Below are 15,535 nucleotides of genomic sequence, written 5' to 3' on the forward strand. Positions count from 1 at the left end.
CAGGTGGACGACAGTGCCCGACCCGCCACCGTCCCGGACGGTAACCTTGGGACGGTTGAATCCACCCTGGTATCGCGTAGAACTGGATGACTGATGCATCGGTACAGGTCCCACACCTGCGGCGAGCTCCGCGCCTCTGACGTCGCCGCCGACGTCCGACTGAGCGGCTGGCTGCACAACCGTCGAGACCTGGGCGGCATCCTCTTCATCGATCTGCGCGACCACTACGGCATCACGCAGCTGGTCGCCCGCCCCGGCACCGCCGCGAACGAGGCCCTCAGCAGCGTCTCCAAGGAGACCGTCGTCCGCATCGACGGCAAGGTCGTCTCCCGCGGCACGGACAACGTGAACCCGGACCTGCCGACCGGCGAGATCGAGATCGAGGTCTCCGACGTCGAGGTGCTCGGCGCCGCCGCCCCGCTCCCCTTCACGATCAACACCGACGACGGTGTGAACGAGGAGCGCCGCCTGGAGTACCGCTTCCTCGACCTGCGCCGCGAGCGCATGCACCGCAACATCATGCTGCGGTCGGCGGTCATCGCCTCGATCCGCTCGAAGATGGTGGCCCTCGGCTTCAACGAGATGGCGACGCCGATCCTCACCGCGACCTCCCCCGAGGGCGCCCGTGACTTCGTGGTGCCGTCCCGCCTGAACCCGGGCAAGTTCTACGCCCTGCCGCAGGCCCCGCAGCAGTTCAAGCAGCTGCTGATGATCTCCGGCTTCGACCGGTACTTCCAGATCGCGCCCTGCTTCCGCGACGAGGACGCCCGCGCCGACCGCTCGCCGGGCGAGTTCTACCAGCTCGACGTCGAGATGTCCTTCGTCGAGCAGGAGGACGTCTTCCAGCCGATCGAGCGCCTGATGACCGAGCTCTTCACCGAGTTCGGCAACGGCCGCGAGGTCACCTCGCCGTTCCCGCGGATCCCCTTCCGCGAGTCGATGCTGAAGTACGGCAACGACAAGCCCGACCTGCGCGCCAAGCTGGAGCTCGTCGACATCACCGACGTCTTCGAGGGCTCGGAGTTCAAGGCGTTCGCCGGCAAGCACGTGCGCGCCCTGGCCGTCCCGGACACCGCCGCCCAGCCGCGCAAGTTCTTCGACGGCCTCGGCGAGTACGCGATCTCGCTCGGCGCGAAGGGCCTGGCCTGGGTCCGCGTCGGCGAGGACGGCGCGCTGACCGGCCCGATCGCGAAGTTCCTCACCGAGGAGAACGTCAAGGTCCTCACCGAGCGCCTGGGCCTGGTCCCCGGCCACGCCGTGTTCTTCGGCGCGGGCGAGTTCGACGAGGTCTCCAAGATCATGGGCCCGGTCCGGGTCGAGGCCGCCAAGCGCGCCGGCCACTTCGAGGAGAACGTCTTCCGCTTCTGCTGGATCGTCGACTTCCCGATGTACGAGAAGGACGAGGAGACCGGCAAGATCGACTTCTCCCACAACCCGTTCTCCATGCCGCAGGGCGGCATGAAGGACCTGGAGGAGAAGGACCCGCTCGACATCCTGGCCTGGCAGTACGACATCGTCTGCAACGGCATCGAGCTGTCCTCCGGCGCCATCCGCAACCACGAGCCCGAGGTCATGCTGAAGGCCTTCGCGATCGCCGGCTACGAGGCCGAGACCGTCGAGCGGGAGTTCGCGGGCATGCTGCGCGCGTTCCGCCTCGGCGCCCCGCCGCACGGTGGCATCGCCCCGGGCGTGGACCGCATCGTGATGCTGCTGGCCGACGAGCCCAACATCCGCGAGACCATCGCCTTCCCGCTCAACGGCAACGCTCAGGACCTGATGATGGGTGCGCCGACGGTGCTGGAGGAGGCCCGCCTGCGCGAGCTGAACATCGCCCTGCGCAAGCCGGTGGAGACGAAGGCGGCCGACGCCAAGCCGGTCACCGAGTCCGTCCACCCGGACGCCGCGCGCTAAGCGGCAGTCGGCACGTAGCCATGCGGAAGGGCCCGGGGGCGATGCCCCCGGGCCCTTCCGTGTGGTGGTGCCCTGTCGGGCCGTTGGGCCCTGCTGTGGCTAGAACTTCTCCAGGACGCCCTTGAGGAGGGCCGCGGAGGTCAGTTCGGCGGGGGCGGGGCCGGCGTGGAAGAAGCCGGCGTTCTCGGCGTCCAGCTTGCGCAGGAAGTCGAAGGCCTTGGAGTCGTGGTCACCGAAGGCGACGAACTGCCAGTGGATGCCGGGTGCCGCGGCGGCGGCCTCGGTCAGCGCCTGCCGCGCGGGCTGGCGGTTGTCGGGGGCGCCGTCCGTCTGGAAGACGACCAGGGCCGGGCCCTCGCCGCCGTCCTTGCGGTAGTGCTCGACGACGGCCTCGACGGCCACGTGGTAGCTGGTGCGGCCCATCCGGCCGAGCTCGGCGTGGCGGCCCTCGACCCAGGATCCGTAGTGGCTGTCGAGGGTCAGGTCGGCGGTGCCGTCCACCTCCGTGGAGAAGAACACGGTGTGCACGGTCGCCTCGTCGTCGAGGTGCGCGGCGAGGGCGAGGGCGTGGTCGGCGAGGTGCTGGGCGCTGCCGTCCTTGTAGAACCCGCGCATCGACCCGGAGCGGTCGAGGACGAGGTAGACCTTGGCGCGGGCGCCGGCCTTCCCCTTGCCGCGGAGCACCTGGCCGGCGGCCTTGTACGCGGCGGCCACCTCGGGCGCACGCCGCCGCACGGCGGCAGCCGTGTGAGCCGGCCCCTCCACCTGCGTCTGCGTCTGCGCCTCGGGCTCCGTCACGACGGCGGTGTCCGCCTCCGGCGCAGCGACCTCCGCAGCGGCGGCCTCCGCCTCGATGCCCTCAGCGGGCGCGGCGGGGGCGTCGGCCTGAGCCTCGGGCTCCGCCACGGCGGTGGTGTCCGCCTCCGGCTCGGCGTCGTCCTGCTCCGCAGCGGGGGCCTCGGCGGGCTGCGCCTCCGCCACCGCGGTGGCGTCGTCCTGCTCCGCAGGAGCGGCAGCCTCCGGCTCGGCCTGAGCCTGCGGCTCCGGGGCTTCCGCCTCCGGCGATGCGGGCCCCTCCGCCTCGGTGCCCTCAGCGGGCGCGGCGGGGGCGTCGGCCTGAGCCTCGGGCTCCGCCACGGCGGTGGTGTCCGCCTCCGGCTCGGCGTCGGCCTGCTCCGCAGCGGGGGCCTCGGCGGGCTGCGCCTCCGCCGCGACGGCGGCGTCGGCCTGCTCCGCAGGGGCGGGGGTCTCGTCCTGAGCCTCCGGCTCGGCGGCTTCGGGCTCCGCAGGAGCGGCAACCTCTGCCTCGTCCTGAGCCTGCGGCTCCGGGGCTTCCGCCTCCGGCGATGCGGGCTCCGCAGGAGCGACCGGGGTCTCGTTCTGAGCCTCCGGCTCGGGGGCCTCGGCGGGCTGCGCCTCCGCCGCGACGGCGGTGTCGGCCTGCTCCGCAGGAGCAGCAGCCTCCACTTCGGCTTCCGCCTGCACCGCGGTAGCGGTGGTACCCGCCTCCGGCGCGTCCTGCTCCGCAGGCTCCGGGGCGTCCTGCTCCGCAGGCTCCGGCTCGGCCTGAGCCTGCGGCTCCGGGGTCTCCGCCTCCGGCGATGCCGGCTCCGCGGGAGCGGCTGCGGCTTCGGCGGCAGCCGGCTCCGGGGCAGCGGGGGATTCAGAAGCGGGCTTCGCCGCAGGCGAGGCGGCAGGCGCGGGGCGGCGCGCCTCCGGCACCGTGGGGTCGGCGGCCGGGGCGGGGGCCGTCAGGACCGTGCCCGCTTCGCGGTCCCGCGTGGTCTGCGGGGGAACGGTCGGGTTGTCGAAGGACGCCGCCACGAGTTCGGCGGCGGCATCCAGGGGGTTGCGTTCCGCCTGGTTGGGGACAGCCGCCGAGGTGGCGTCCGAAGTTTCCGGAACCGGTTCCGCAGACCGTCCGAACACCTTGCGCAACAAGCTCCGAATACCCATGGGCCAGGCCTTTCGCATGAGTGCGTGCGTCATTTGTCCGTGCTGCGCGGTTGATCCCTGCCCAGAGTGGACACGTAAGGTTATCGGCCGCCCGGCTGGATCTTCGGCAGGGGCGCCTTTCGTGGCGTCCGGCTCCCAAAGGCGCTCACACCGACCGTGAACTGCCGCTCCGACGTGCCGGGTTCACCAATCGTTCATCCCCGCGCCGCCGCTTCGGCGCAACCCGGGCCTACCGTCGCGGCTGGATTGTTCCGACACGTTGTCGGCGGCCACGCAGCTACTCGGAGGACACTCGTGCGCAAGCTTCTGCCGTTCATCGGCAACCCGCATGGGAGCGGCCGTTCCGCTCTCACCTGTCGTTACCGCTGTGGCGACGCCTGCTTCCACGAGGTGCCGAACACAAGCGACAACGAGTACGCGGGCGATGTCATAGCCCGTGCCTACTCCCGCCGCTCGATGCTGCGCTCCGCCGCGGTCGTGACGGTCGCCACCGCCGCCGGTTCCGCCGTCGCGCTCAGCGGCCCGGGGCAGACGGCCAACGCGGCCCCCGCCGCCGAGGCCTCCGGTGCCGGCAAGGGCGGTGAGGCCGCCCGCGGCCTGCGCTTCAAGGCCGTCGCGCCGAACACCGACGACAAGGTCACCATCCCCGAGGGCCACGAGCAGAACGTGGTCATCCGCTGGGGCGACCCGATCATCAAGGGCGCTCCGGGCTTCAACGCCGACAAGCAGACCGCCGCCGCGCAGGCCGGTCAGTTCGGCTACAACAACGACTTCCTGAGCCTCCTCCCGCTCGGCGGAGACTACGAGCGCCAGCAGCTGCTCGTGGCCAACCACGAGTACACGGACGAGAACCTCATGTTCAAGGCCTACGACCCGGCCAACCCGACCCGCGAGCAGGTCGAGATCGCCTGGGCCGCGCACGGCCTGTCCGTGGTCGTCGTCCAGGAGGACCACCGCAGCGGCAAGCTGACCGCGGTCTCCCGCCACCAGCTCAACCGCCGCCTGACGGCCACCAGCGAGTTCCGGATGACCGGCCCGGCCGCGGGCAGCGCCCTGCTGAAGACCTCTGTCGACCCCACCGGCACGAAGGTGCTCGGCACCCTCAACAACTGCGCCGGCGGCACCACCCCGTGGGGCACCACCCTCCACGGCGAGGAGAACTTCAACCAGTACTTCGGCAACGCCGGCCAGGTCACCGACCCCGCCCAGGCCGCCCGCCTGAAGCGCTACGGCATGACCACCGGCGCCACCGAGCGCAAGTGGGAGCGCTTCGACAAGCGCTTCGACGTGGCCCAGGAGCCCAACGAGCCGCACCGCTTCGGCTGGGTCGTCGAGCTGGACCCGTACGACCCGAACTCCGTCCCGCGCAAGCGCACCGCGCTGGGCCGCTTCAAGCACGAGGCCGCGCAGCCCCGCCTGACCGAGGACGGCCGTCCGGTCGTCTACATGGGCGACGACGAGCGCTTCGACTACTTCTACAAGTTCGTCTCGTCGAAGCAGATGAAGAAGGGCAACTCCCGCGCGGCGAAGGAGCACAACCTCACGCTGCTGGACGAGGGCACCCTCTACGTCGCCAAGCTCACCGGTGACACCCCGGCCGCCGAGCTCGACGGCACCGGCAAGCTCCCCTCCGACGGCGAGTTCGACGGCTCCGGCGTCTGGATCAAGCTGGCCACCGGCAACGTCTCGCACGTCGAGGGCATGACCGCCGAGGAGGTGTACGTCTTCACGCGCCAGGCCGCCGACAAGGTGGGCGCCACCAAGATGGACCGCCCCGAGGACGTCGAGCCCTCCCCGCGCACCGGCCGCGTCTACGTCGCGCTGACCAACAACACGGACCGCGGCAAGGCCGGCAAGGAGGGCGCCACCGAGGCCAACCCGCGCAACCTGAACAAGCACGGCCAGATCCTGGAGCTCGCCGAGAACTTCGACGACCCGGCCGGCGACGGCTTCGCCTGGCGGCTCTTCCTCGTCGCCGGTGACCCGGGCGACCCGGCGACCTACTTCGCGGGCTTCCCGAAGGACAAGGTCAGCCCGATCTCCTGCCCGGACAACGTGGCCTTCGACCCGCACGGCAACCTGTGGATCTCCACCGACGGCAACCAGCTCGGATCCCACGACGGCCTGTTCGGCGTCGCGACCAGCGGTGAGCGCCGCGGCGAGCTGAAGCAGTTCCTGACCGTGCCGCGCGGCGCCGAGACCTGTGGCCCGCTGATCCAGGACAAGCGCGTCCTGGTGTCCGTCCAGCACCCGGGCGAGATCGACGGCGCGTCCGTCGAGAAGCCGCAGTCGGTGTGGCCCGACGGTCCCGGCAAGATCGTCCGCCCGGCCGTCGTCTCGGTCTGGCGCAAGGACGGCAAGAACATCGGCGTCTGATCCCCTGCGCCGAGCAGATGTTTCACGTGAAACACGGTTCGTGCGGAACGTCTGCCCGGCACGTCGACTTCCCTACGGCAGCCGCCCGACGGGAAGCCTGAGCGTCGTCAGCGCACCCCCGTCCGGGGCGTTGGCGAAGCTCAGCGCGATCTCCAGGACCGCCGCCTGTCCCGCCACGATCGTCAGCCCCAGTCCATGGCCCCGCCCGCGTCCGGGGTCTCCGGTACGGAAGCGCTGCGGCCCCTGCTCGATCAGTTCGGGCGGGTAACCGGGCCCGTGGTCGCGAACCGTCACCACGGGGCCCTCCACGGTCACCTCGATCGGTGGCCGGCCGTGCTTGTGGGCATTGACCAGCAGGTTCGTCAAGATCCGGTCGAGGCGCCGTCGGTCGGTGAGCACCGCCGCGTCACGGACCACCCGTACCGAGACGGCGGGCCCGGCTCCGGCGACGGCCCGTTCCACCGCCCGGCCCAGTTCCACCAGGGCGAGGTCGGCCTGCTCCACGCCCGATTCCAGCCGGGAGATCTCCAGCAGGTCCTCGGTCAGCAGGTGCAGGGCCTTCAGCCGGTCGTTGATCATCTCCTTGGGGCGGCCCTCCGGCAGCAGCGCCGCCGCGGCCAGCGACCCGGTGAGGGGGGTGCGCAGCTCGTGCGCCACGTCCGCCGTGAAGCGTTTCTCGGCCTCCAGCCGTTCCTGCAGCGACCCGGCCATCAAGTCCAGTGCCTGCGCCACGTCCCGTACCTCGTCCCGGTCCCGGGAGCGGCGGCCCTGCCGCCGCTCGTCCGCGCGGGAGGGGAAACCCACCCGGGCATCCAGGTCCCCGGCGCTGATGCGGCGGGCCACGGCGGCGGTGGTCGCGAGGCGCCGGCTGATCCGGTCGGCGAGGAAGAGGCCCGCCAGCGCCACCACACCGGCGGCCAGCAGGGCGGAGGCGAGGATCGCCGTGTCGATGTCCCGCAGCCGGTTGCGGGTGCCCTCGAAGGGGATCCAGACGGCGAGGGCCTGCTTGTCGGCGGGGGCAGCGGCCCACATGACGGGCTTGCCGTCGAACGAGCCGACCATGCTGCCGGTGTCGCCGCGGGCGACCAGGTCGCGCAGCGGGCGGGGCAGCTGGGGCGGGGCGAGGACGATGTTCACGTCGCCGTGCGTGGTGCCGTACTCGTAGTGGCTCAGGGCGTGTTCCAGAGCCGTGTCCGCGTCCTTGCGGACCTCGCCGACGATCTGCCGGGCGACGACGTTGTGCACCAGGATCCCGAGTGCGGCGGCGACCATGCAGCACACCGCCGTGGTGGTCAGCGCGATCTTCCAGCGCAGGCTGCTCAGCGCGTGCATCGCCGCGCGTCCGGGCTGAGCGGGACGCCGGTGAGGGACGCGCAGTCGTCGAGCGTGAGCTGGCTGAGGTTCATGATCCCGGCCTTGGGGTCCCACACGTAGTCGGAGACGGCGAAGTAGGCGGGGTTCGAGGTCGGTTCGCGGACGGCCAGGTGTTCCGCGGCCACCTCCACGCCCTCCAGCACCGCCCGCCGGGACAGGATCCGGGCGATCCGCCCGTCGTCCTGCACGGTGTAGACGCGCAACTCGCTGAGCCGGCCGTCGAGGTCCAGGGCGGTGATCAGCTCCTCCCTGCCGTTGCCCGTCAGGTCGTGGAAGACCGCGGGGCGCACCGGGCAGTCGGGGCCGCCGTCCTCGGCCCGTGTGCAGAGCGCCATCCGCTGGACGGCCCGGGGGTCGACGAGCCGGCCCGTACCGCTGTCCTGTTCCGTGGCGGAGGTGACGTCGGCGCGTACGACGTTCACCGGGTTCACGCCGCGCAGGCGCAGGTCGGGCACCTTGGGCAGGCCCGGGACGACGGCGGCCGTGCCCGGCTTCTGAGCCGCGTCGGGCGGGTCGGGGCGGATGTCCTTCCACAGGCTCTGAGGGGCGTGCACCGTGCCGAGGTCGCCCTCGCTCTGGAGCCCTTCCACGTCGGCGCACCCCGCCAGGGCCAGGGCGAGGGCCAGGACGGCCGGGGCGCGGTACATGCTCCGATGCTCCCCCGTCCGGTCCGGCCCGGCCCGGTCAGCGCTCCGGCTGGGTGATGGCGCGGGCCGCCGCGAGTTCCTGGTGGACGGGTGCCAGGACGCCCGACTCCTCGCCCGCCGGTTCGCCCTCGACCCGTACCGGGACGGTGCTGCTGCGTACGCGGACGGCCAGCTCCCGCAGCTGGCGGGCGATCCCCGCCACCTCCTCGGCCGCCGGGGGCGGGGCGCCGTGGTTGACGCGGACCCGGGCGGCGGTGACCGCGTCCACGATCCGTTCGACGGCGACGACCAGCGGCCACCAGGCGGCGGCACGGGTGCCGGTCGGCGGCGGCTCGGTCAGCGCCCGCTGGAACTCGCTGCGGACGCCCGACAGGTCGCGGTAGAGGCGCCGCCGGGCCTGGAGGCGGCCGGTCCGCGCCGCCGCGAGCGCCGCGTCGTCCGCGGCCGGCGCGAAGGCCCGTTCCACGTAGCGGGCGGCGTCGTCCACGGTGTCGGCGAGCCGGTCCCCGATCCGGGTGTGCCAGCTCTCGGGCCACAGCAGGTACCCGGCGATCAGGGTGATGGCGCAGCCGATCAGGCTGTCGAGCAGCCGGGGGCGGATCAGGTCGAACCCCTGGTGGTTGAGCAGGTCCGAGAGCAGCAGGATCACCGGGGTGATCGCGGCGGTCTGGAAGGCGTACCCCTTGGCGGAGAAGACCGGGATCAGCGCGCCGAGGACCATCATCACCGGCACGTCCCACCAGCCGCGCGGTACCTCGGCGAGCACGGCGGCGGCGACGACCAGCCCGATCGCGGTGCCGAGCGCGCGCAGCAGGGCCCGGGAGAACACCGAGCCGAAGTCCGGTTTCAGGACGAAGGTGACGGTCAGCGCGACCCAGTAGGACCGCTCGATCTCGACCACCGACACGAGGGACTGGGCGAGGCCCACGCACAGCGCGAGCCGCAGTCCGTAGCGCCAGGAGGTTCCGGACATCATCATGTCGCGCACCGCCCGGCGGGCGCGCACGCGCAGCGCGGCGGGCCGTCCGAGGCGGTCGTCCACGTTGTACGGGTCCGGTTCGGCGAGGTGCACGATGGTCGCGGCGTGCCGCAGAGCCGCGTCGAGGGCCCGTTCGGCGGGGGTGCGGGCTTCGGGCAGGTCCAGTACGGGCGCCTCGGTGCGGCCCTCCTCGACGGCCGTCGCGAGCTCCCGCACGGCCGCGGGAATCTCGGGGGGCAGCGGCCGGCCGCGCAGGTGGGCGGCGGGCGCGGCCTCCACCAGCGGGATCACCACGTTGAGCTGGGAGAGCATGCGGACGAGCGACTGGCTGCGGCCGTGCACCCGGGCCCGGCGGCCCAGGATCAGGTCGTAGGCCTGGTTGAGTTCCTGGGTGACCCGGCGGCGCCGTTCGTCGTACAGGTCTCCGGGGCCGCCGGCGGCTTCCAGGGTGTCCGCCAGGGCGCGGTAGGCGGCGGCGACCGCCGCCCGTTCGGGCCGGCGGCCGCGCAGGGGCCAGCCCAGCAGGGTCAGGCCGAGGACGAAGAGTCCGCCCGCGCCCAGCAGCAGCGGGGCCGTCCACCAGGGCTGCGGCATCGGGAGCCCGGCGCCGACCACGGCGTTGAGCAGGAGCAGCAGTCCGGACACGGAGGCGACCGTGCCGATGGAGGAGATCATCCCGGAGACGAGGGCGATGAGGGTGAGCACGCCGACGGCCACCCAGCCGTGGCCGTAGACGAGGGTGCCGAGGGTCACGCCGACGGCGCCGAAGAACTGCGGGACGGCGATGTTGAGGACGCGCATCCGGTAGGCGTCGGCGGTGTCGCCGATGACCCCGGACAGGGCTCCCATGGAGGCGAGCGCGCCGTATTCGGGCTCGTTCAGGGCGAAGCCGACGGCGAGCGGGACGGACAGCGCGACCGCCGCTCGTGCCGCGGCGGCCCAGGGGACGGGGGCGGTGGTCGGCTTCAGCCCCTGGAGCAGCCAGGCGGGCGGGGCCAGCGGGTGGTGCCGGGGGCGCCGCGACGATATGTGTTCGGTGCGTTCGGTGCTCATTCCCGCTTCCGTGCCGCCGCTCGCGAATCGGTTCTTCTGGGCTCTTCTGCGTCGTTCTGCGCGTGTTGTACCTTCCGAGCTTATGGGGTGCGGCGCAGTCGTCCCGTCACCCATGCCGCGAGGGCGGCCGCGAGCCCGATCAGCAGCACGACCCAGGCGGTGGTGCGCAGGAACGCGGTGAGGGCGTCGTAGACCGCGCCGGCCGCGGCACGGTCGATGTCGGCGGGCAGGTCGTCCAGGGTGAGGCGGCGGCACACCTCCACCGTGAGCCAGAGCAGTGCGGCCCCGACCGCCAGGCCCAGGCCGGTGGCGATCACGGCGCGCCGCCGGCGGACGGCGACCGCGACGGCCGACACGGCCAGGAGCAGGGTCAGTACGGGGAGCCAGACGCCGGCGATCTGGAGCATGCGGAACCCCTTCCGGAGAGCGCCGAGGTTGTCGTACTCCATGACTTCCACGGACAGCCGGGTCACCGGGATGCGGTCCGCGAAGGGCACCTCGTCGGCGACGAGTTCGCTCTTGATCTGGGCCACGACGGGCGCGAGGTCGATGGTGACGGCGTTGCCGTGGCCGGTGGTGAGGGCGTCGAGGAAGGCGGCGTGGGCGGCGCGGTTGGCCGCGTCCCAGGCCGTCCGGTAGGCGGGGGTGTCGGCGAAGGAGTGCAGCGCCTCGCCGAGCAGGGCGTCCACTCCCGCCTGGAAGGGGCCCGCGTCGATCTGCCCGGTGAGGGCGCGGGCGGTGTGGGTGACGACGACCTCCTGCACGGCCGGGTTCTCGGCGAGGGGCGACATGGCGGCGGTGTAGCGGTCGGCATCGCCCAGATCGCGGTCGGCCCAGTACGCGACGGCGCTCGCGGGCACGAGGAGGGCCACGAGCACGATGAGTACCGCCGACAGGATGGTGCGCACGTCACCAGGGAAAGCGGGGACGGGCCGGGGCGCGAGCGGTGTTGCTGCGGGCGGGTGGTGGGTCCGGCGCCGGCGTGGGATCCTTGCGTTCCTGATTCTGGATATTTAGTATCCAGATTATGAGGATGAGCGAGGGCGTCGAGTGGGCGCTGCACAGCTGCGTCAACCTGGCCTGGAGCGGACCGGACCGGGCGGTGTCGGCGGCGCGGCTGGCCGCGTGGCACGACCTGCCGGCGGCCTACCTCAACAAGCAGCTCCAGGCGCTGGCCCGGGCGGGCATCCTCACCTCCAGCCCCGGTCCGCGCGGCGGCTTCCGGCTCGCCCGCCCGCTCGCCTCCATCTCCCTCATGGACGTGGTCGCCGCGGTCGAGGGGCCCGAAGAGGCCTTCCGCTGCACGGAGATCCGCAGGCGGGGACCCGGCGCGGGCGACCCGGCGGCCGAGGGCGCGGACGCCGCCGACTGCGCCGTCGCGCACGCCATGACCCGGGCCGAACTGGCCTGGCGCAGGGCTCTCGCGGCCCAGAACCTCGACGAGATCCGGCAGCAGGCCGAACAGCAGGCCCCCGAGGCCGCGGGGCGGCTCCGCGCCTGGCTCGCCGCGCAATAGCCCCCGGCACACCCCGACACGCAGGCACGCACGGACACGCCGGACACGCAGGCACGCACGGTACACACGGACACGGAAGCAGGAGCTCGGCATGACGCGCAGCATCATCAACCCGGCAGGACTCCACACCCCGACCGAATACGGCTACAGCCACATCGTCTCCGCCCCCGGCGAACAGGTCTTCATAGCCGGCCAGTACGGCTCCGACGAGAGCGGCCACGTCGTCTCCGACGACTTCGCCGACCAGGTGGAGCGGGCCTTCGCCAACCTCCGCACCGCCCTCGCCGCCGCCGGCCTCGGCCCCGCCGACGTGGTCCGGATCGGTACCTATGTCGTCGGCCACGACGAGCGGAAGCTCCAGGTGCTCCTGGGGCACCTGCACGCCACTTGGGGCACCGAGCTTCCCGCGCAGACCCTCATCGGGGTGGCCGCCCTGGCCCTGCCCGGGATGCTCTTCGAGATCGACGCCGTGGCGGTGCGCACGCCCTGACCGCTGATCCACTTGCCGGTCGGTGGCGGCGGGTGTGCCCTGGATGATGGGAGAGAGGAGCCCGTCATGGCACATGCGGCACCCGCTGCCCCCCGGCAGCACCGGCAGATGGCGGACATGACCCACCTGAGCAAGGGCGCCTACGTCAGGCCACTGCTCCTCGGACTCGTCTACGGCGTCTGGTGCGCCTTCATCGAGCGCCAGGAAGGCCCGGTCACCGTGGCCAACGTCTTCTACGGGATCCTGTGCGGCGTGATCTTCGCCGGGATCATGTTCGCCCTGGCCAGGATCGGCCCGCGGATGATGCGCGAGGTCCACGCCGCCGCCTACGGAGCCTTCGGCGGCATCGCGGTGGGCTACCTGCACAGCCTCACCGACGAGTCGATCCTGAAGTCCGTCGTGATCGGCCTGGCGGTCGCCGTCGGCGTCGGGGCCACCGCCTTCTACCGCTACTACACGCACGAGGACTGAGCGGGGCCGCACGGCCGGACGCACAGGGGTGCCGGCTCGCCCGCCCGCGGTCGGGGCGGGGGAGCCGGCGCCCCTCCATGTCTGCCGGCGGGTCCTACGCGGCCGAGCCGCCGGTCGCGCTCCGCGCGCCGACCGCCCGCGCGGACGCGGCCGCGGTCTCCTGCGGATCACCCTCGTCCTCGGCTGCCGGGGCCGGGGTCTTCGGCGGAGCGATCGGCTCGGCCTGGCGCACGGGCGGCGCGAAGCGCGAGACCTCGGCGCGGAGCATGGCGTTCAGTGCGGCGTACGGGTCGATGGGCATGGCGGAACCTCACGGTGCTCAGGGGGGTGTGGGGATGCGCTGGGGACTAGGGGGTGTCCGGCGGATCATGGCCGGGCCCCCTAGGTCCGCTCAGCAGCGCAGGACCACACTCCGCACCGTCCGCAGGGACAGGGCCGGTTCGGCCGCCGCTCCCGCACGGGGCCCGCACCCCGGGGCAACGCCCTGTTTCACGTGAAACACCGCGAGCGGGGCCCGCTGCACGCCGGTGAGCCCGCGCGCGGGCGCCCGTACGGCCGCGCGCGCCTCGGGGTCGGCGGCCGGATCGGAGGAGCCCTCCGTGGGCTCGGTGGGCTCGGCGGGAGCCGCGGGCTCCACGGGGGCCGAGGAGGCCGGGCGGTGCTCGGCGGCGGCCGCGCCGGCCGGACCGGCACCGAAAACGCACAGCAGCACGACGCAGGTCGCGGTGAGCGCCCTCGTCAGTGCCGCGCGTGCGTGTCGCCTCCAGGTCATGCGAGGGGTCTGCCCCGCCACGCCGGAGGACTCCCGGACGGACCTCCAGAAGCCCCCGACCGGGGGACGAAGACGCACCACACGGCTGACAGGGCCGCCAGGCGTCAACTGCTGCTGCGGTGACCGGTCAGCCGGGCCAGCACGGCGGTCTCGCCGCCGATCACGCGCAGTTGGGCCCAGCCGGGCAGGTCCTCGCGCCCGGAAGTCCGGCCGGGCGAGACCCCCACGACGGTGAACACGGCCGTACGGCGGTCCGCGCGCGGGATCTCGATGGTCCGGCCCCGGCGCAACTCCCCCAGCCGCAGCCCGGTTCCGGTGACCACGGCCGTTCCGGCCGCACCGGGTGCCGGACCCGCGGAGTCCCAGGAGGCCTCCTCGCCCTCGCCGCCGAACGGCACGTCGACGCCCAGGCTCGGGATGCGCAACCGCAGCGGCCGGGCGGCCCGCAGGGGCCCCGAGACCGTCCGCAGCGGACCGGCCGCGATCCTGCGCGGCCGCGTCACCTCACCGGGGTCGTCCTCGCCGGACTGTTCCAGCTCCCGTACGAGACGGCGGTGGCCGGACAGCCCCAGCGCCCGCGAGGGCAGCGCGTCGTCGGTGGTCGCGGCTGCGGGCGCGGCACCCTCGGTCCGCTGCAACACCACGACGGTGGTGGACAGCAGAGCCACTGTCAGAGAGGCGACGACCCACTTGGCGCGGGGCATGGGATTCCCTCCTGTCCGGCTCGTGCGGCCGGGTCATGTGAGCAGTGGACACTTCCTCTGCCCATCGGCACACCGTGAAACACGGGAGACTGACATGGAGTCACGGGCGTGTCGTCGCACGATCGGGGAGTCTTCGCAGTTCGCGCCGGTGGGGGGCGCCGGCCGCCGGGTTCGGCGCGGATACGCCCGAACGGGTGAGGGCCCGCGGCACGCCGAGGCCCCGGCGCGGGGTCACATGACGACGGCCGCCGTGCCCGCCCCCATGGCCACGGCGGCCAGGTGCACGGCCGGATGGCCGTAGTCGCCGTACCAGAGGTGACGGGCCAGACCGCCCAGTGCGGCCAGGGCGGCGATGATGCCGATCTGGCCGAACAGTGTGACGGCGCAGCAGGGGGCCAGGAGCAGCAGGAAGGAATTCAGCCAGAAGGGTGCGGCACCCGTCCAGCCCCGCCATTCCCTGATCGCCGTCGCCATGGACTATCGGCCCTTTCATCGTCAACTCGTCGGCTGCACAGCCTCCTTGGGTGCGCGGGTGGGCACAAGGGCCCGGTCGGCTAGAAAACCGAAGGCCAGGCCGAAAGTCGTCCACAGTGTGGTCTGGATGGCCAGGGACGCCAGGCGGAAGTCCCAGATCAGCGCCGCCGGGAAGCCCGCCGGCACTTCGTTCACGCCGGGCAGGACGGCGTAGGAGATCCCGATGGCCACGACGAAGCCGCCACCGGCGGCGAGCGACGCGTTCCAGTTGCCGAGCCCCGGTGCGAGCCGGCGCCCGAGGATCACCGCACCCGCCGCCAGCAGCGCGCTCAGGACGATCATCAGGAGGTAGAGGGCGGTCCGCCGGGCGGCCGTGTCGGGATCGCCGACGGCCGGTGGGTTGGCGGGGTACTTGAAGTAGGGCACCAGGGTCACGGTGACCCACAGCCCCGCGGTGACCACTACCGCCGTGGCCCGGGGGCCGAAGCGGCCGATGCGGCCGAGCGCGAAGCAGTGGACGAGCGCGGCGATGCCGCCGAGCGCGACCCCGTAGAGCACGACGCCGGTGCCGAGACCGGCCGTGGCCTGGAGGGCCCGGCTGACCGGGGCCTCCCCGCCGTGGTCGTGTCCGGCCCCGGCGGCGGCCTCTTCGATGGCGATGGCCGCGTCCACCTTGGACTCACCGAGGAGGTACGCGACGAGGAAGGCGGCCACGCCGGCCAGCAGGCCGGCGAGCATGCCCCGGACGAGCAGGGTGCGGGGGGATGCGGAGTTCATGTTCGGTTCCCTTGCCGAGACGGAGGTCAGTGAGC

15 protein-coding genes are annotated in these 15,535 nt (G+C 72.9%); 5 read left to right on the forward strand and 10 right to left on the reverse strand.

Translation table 11 applies throughout. From position 1 onward, the window contains the following. The first annotated feature begins 93 nt into the window (after positions 1-93). Complete coding sequence (gene aspS, locus IG86_RS0101545; RefSeq protein ID WP_030817289.1) at positions 94-1,911, forward strand: aspartate--tRNA ligase; 1,818 nt, start codon at positions 94-96, stop codon at positions 1,909-1,911. A gap of 99 nt (positions 1,912-2,010) precedes the next feature. On the opposite strand, the gene IG86_RS44100 is transcribed toward aspS, so the two are convergent. Next, positions 2,011-3,867, reverse strand: coding sequence for a VWA domain-containing protein (locus IG86_RS44100; protein WP_078848062.1), 1,857 nt, complete (start codon positions 3,865-3,867; stop codon positions 2,011-2,013). A gap of 294 nt (positions 3,868-4,161) precedes the next feature. On the opposite strand from IG86_RS44100, the gene IG86_RS0101555 reads away from it, so the two are divergent. After that, the gene (locus tag IG86_RS0101555) at positions 4,162-6,243 is read left to right on the forward strand and encodes a PhoX family protein (protein ID WP_030894117.1); all 2,082 of its coding nucleotides are present in this window, start codon (positions 4,162-4,164) and stop codon (positions 6,241-6,243) included. Positions 6,244-6,315: 72 nt separating this feature from the next. On the opposite strand, the gene IG86_RS0101560 is transcribed toward IG86_RS0101555, so the two are convergent. The 4 genes from IG86_RS0101560 to IG86_RS0101575 all read right to left on the reverse strand — a co-directional run bounded on the left by IG86_RS0101560 (position 6,316) and on the right by IG86_RS0101575 (position 11,204). Next, complete coding sequence (locus IG86_RS0101560; RefSeq protein WP_037847092.1) at positions 6,316-7,575, reverse strand: sensor histidine kinase; 1,260 nt, start codon at positions 7,573-7,575, stop codon at positions 6,316-6,318. Further along, positions 7,563-8,264, reverse strand: a complete 702-nt coding sequence (locus IG86_RS0101565; protein ID WP_030817300.1) for a hypothetical protein — start codon at positions 8,262-8,264, stop codon at positions 7,563-7,565. Before IG86_RS0101565 ends, IG86_RS0101560 begins: the two co-directional genes overlap by 13 nt. Before the next feature lie 37 nt (positions 8,265-8,301). Then, a complete protein-coding gene (locus tag IG86_RS0101570) occupies positions 8,302-10,296 on the reverse strand; it encodes an FUSC family protein (protein ID WP_078848063.1) in 1,995 nt (664 codons plus the stop codon). 80 nt (positions 10,297-10,376) lie between these two features. After that, complete coding sequence (locus tag IG86_RS0101575) at positions 10,377-11,204, reverse strand: hypothetical protein (protein ID WP_030817307.1); 828 nt, start codon at positions 11,202-11,204, stop codon at positions 10,377-10,379. A gap of 125 nt (positions 11,205-11,329) precedes the next feature. Between IG86_RS0101575 and IG86_RS0101580 the strand changes: the two genes are divergently transcribed. The 3 genes from IG86_RS0101580 (at position 11,330) to IG86_RS0101590 (ending at position 12,773) form a co-directional block, all read left to right on the forward strand. Further along, positions 11,330-11,812, forward strand: coding sequence for an RrF2 family transcriptional regulator (locus IG86_RS0101580; RefSeq protein WP_030817310.1), 483 nt, complete (start codon positions 11,330-11,332; stop codon positions 11,810-11,812). Positions 11,813-11,903: 91 nt separating this feature from the next. Next, on the forward strand, positions 11,904-12,302 hold the full coding sequence (locus tag IG86_RS0101585; protein WP_030817313.1) for a RidA family protein: 399 nt from the start codon (positions 11,904-11,906) through the stop codon (positions 12,300-12,302). Between the two features lie 66 nt (positions 12,303-12,368). Beyond that, positions 12,369-12,773 carry a hypothetical protein gene (locus tag IG86_RS0101590; protein WP_030647794.1) on the forward strand — a complete coding sequence of 135 codons (405 nt, stop codon included), beginning with the start codon at positions 12,369-12,371 and terminating at the stop codon, positions 12,771-12,773. A gap of 94 nt (positions 12,774-12,867) precedes the next feature. Here the strand turns inward: IG86_RS0101590 and IG86_RS0101595 are convergent, their stop codons facing one another. The 5 genes from IG86_RS0101595 to IG86_RS0101615 form a co-directional block, all read right to left on the reverse strand. Then, a complete protein-coding gene (locus tag IG86_RS0101595; RefSeq protein WP_030894119.1) occupies positions 12,868-13,074 on the reverse strand; it encodes a hypothetical protein in 207 nt (68 codons plus the stop codon). Positions 13,075-13,164: 90 nt separating this feature from the next. Next, positions 13,165-13,545: a hypothetical protein gene (locus IG86_RS0101600; RefSeq protein WP_030817322.1), complete on the reverse strand. Its 381-nt coding sequence runs from the start codon at positions 13,543-13,545 to the stop codon at positions 13,165-13,167. A 104-nt stretch (positions 13,546-13,649) separates the two neighbouring features. After that, positions 13,650-14,249, reverse strand: coding sequence for a class F sortase (locus tag IG86_RS39640; protein WP_051784909.1), 600 nt, complete (start codon positions 14,247-14,249; stop codon positions 13,650-13,652). 231 nt (positions 14,250-14,480) lie between these two features. Continuing rightward, positions 14,481-14,723 (reverse strand): hypothetical protein, encoded by a 243-nt coding sequence (locus IG86_RS0101610; RefSeq protein ID WP_030030486.1) that lies wholly within the window; start codon positions 14,721-14,723, stop codon positions 14,481-14,483. Between the two features lie 21 nt (positions 14,724-14,744). Next, on the reverse strand, positions 14,745-15,500 hold the full coding sequence (locus IG86_RS0101615; protein WP_030817326.1) for a CbtA family protein: 756 nt from the start codon (positions 15,498-15,500) through the stop codon (positions 14,745-14,747). Between the last annotated feature and the right edge of the window lie 35 nt (positions 15,501-15,535).

Source organism: Streptomyces virginiae (genome assembly GCF_000720455.1).
GTDB classification, from domain to species: domain Bacteria; phylum Actinomycetota; class Actinomycetes; order Streptomycetales; family Streptomycetaceae; genus Streptomyces; species Streptomyces virginiae.

Bases quoted from the DNA above. Each gene is read 5' to 3' on its own strand.
- aspS (WP_030817289.1), top strand. From the start codon at position 94: ATGCATCGGTACAGGTCCCACACCTGCGGCGAGCTCCGCGCCTCTGAC.
- IG86_RS44100 (WP_078848062.1), bottom strand. From the start codon at position 3,867: ATGGGTATTCGGAGCTTGTTGCGCAAGGTGTTCGGACGGTCTGCGGAA.
- IG86_RS0101560 (WP_037847092.1), bottom strand. From the start codon at position 7,575: ATGCACGCGCTGAGCAGCCTGCGCTGGAAGATCGCGCTGACCACCACG.
- IG86_RS0101565 (WP_030817300.1), bottom strand. From the start codon at position 8,264: ATGTACCGCGCCCCGGCCGTCCTGGCCCTCGCCCTGGCCCTGGCGGGG.
- IG86_RS0101570 (WP_078848063.1), bottom strand. From the start codon at position 10,296: ATGAGCACCGAACGCACCGAACACATATCGTCGCGGCGCCCCCGGCAC.
- IG86_RS0101580 (WP_030817310.1), top strand. From the start codon at position 11,330: ATGAGCGAGGGCGTCGAGTGGGCGCTGCACAGCTGCGTCAACCTGGCC.
- IG86_RS0101585 (WP_030817313.1), top strand. From the start codon at position 11,904: ATGACGCGCAGCATCATCAACCCGGCAGGACTCCACACCCCGACCGAA.
- IG86_RS0101590 (WP_030647794.1), top strand. From the start codon at position 12,369: ATGGCACATGCGGCACCCGCTGCCCCCCGGCAGCACCGGCAGATGGCG.
- IG86_RS0101595 (WP_030894119.1), bottom strand. From the start codon at position 13,074: ATGCCCATCGACCCGTACGCCGCACTGAACGCCATGCTCCGCGCCGAG.
- IG86_RS0101600 (WP_030817322.1), bottom strand. From the start codon at position 13,545: ATGACCTGGAGGCGACACGCACGCGCGGCACTGACGAGGGCGCTCACC.
- IG86_RS39640 (WP_051784909.1), bottom strand. From the start codon at position 14,249: ATGCCCCGCGCCAAGTGGGTCGTCGCCTCTCTGACAGTGGCTCTGCTG.
- IG86_RS0101610 (WP_030030486.1), bottom strand. From the start codon at position 14,723: ATGGCGACGGCGATCAGGGAATGGCGGGGCTGGACGGGTGCCGCACCC.
- IG86_RS0101615 (WP_030817326.1), bottom strand. From the start codon at position 15,500: ATGAACTCCGCATCCCCCCGCACCCTGCTCGTCCGGGGCATGCTCGCC.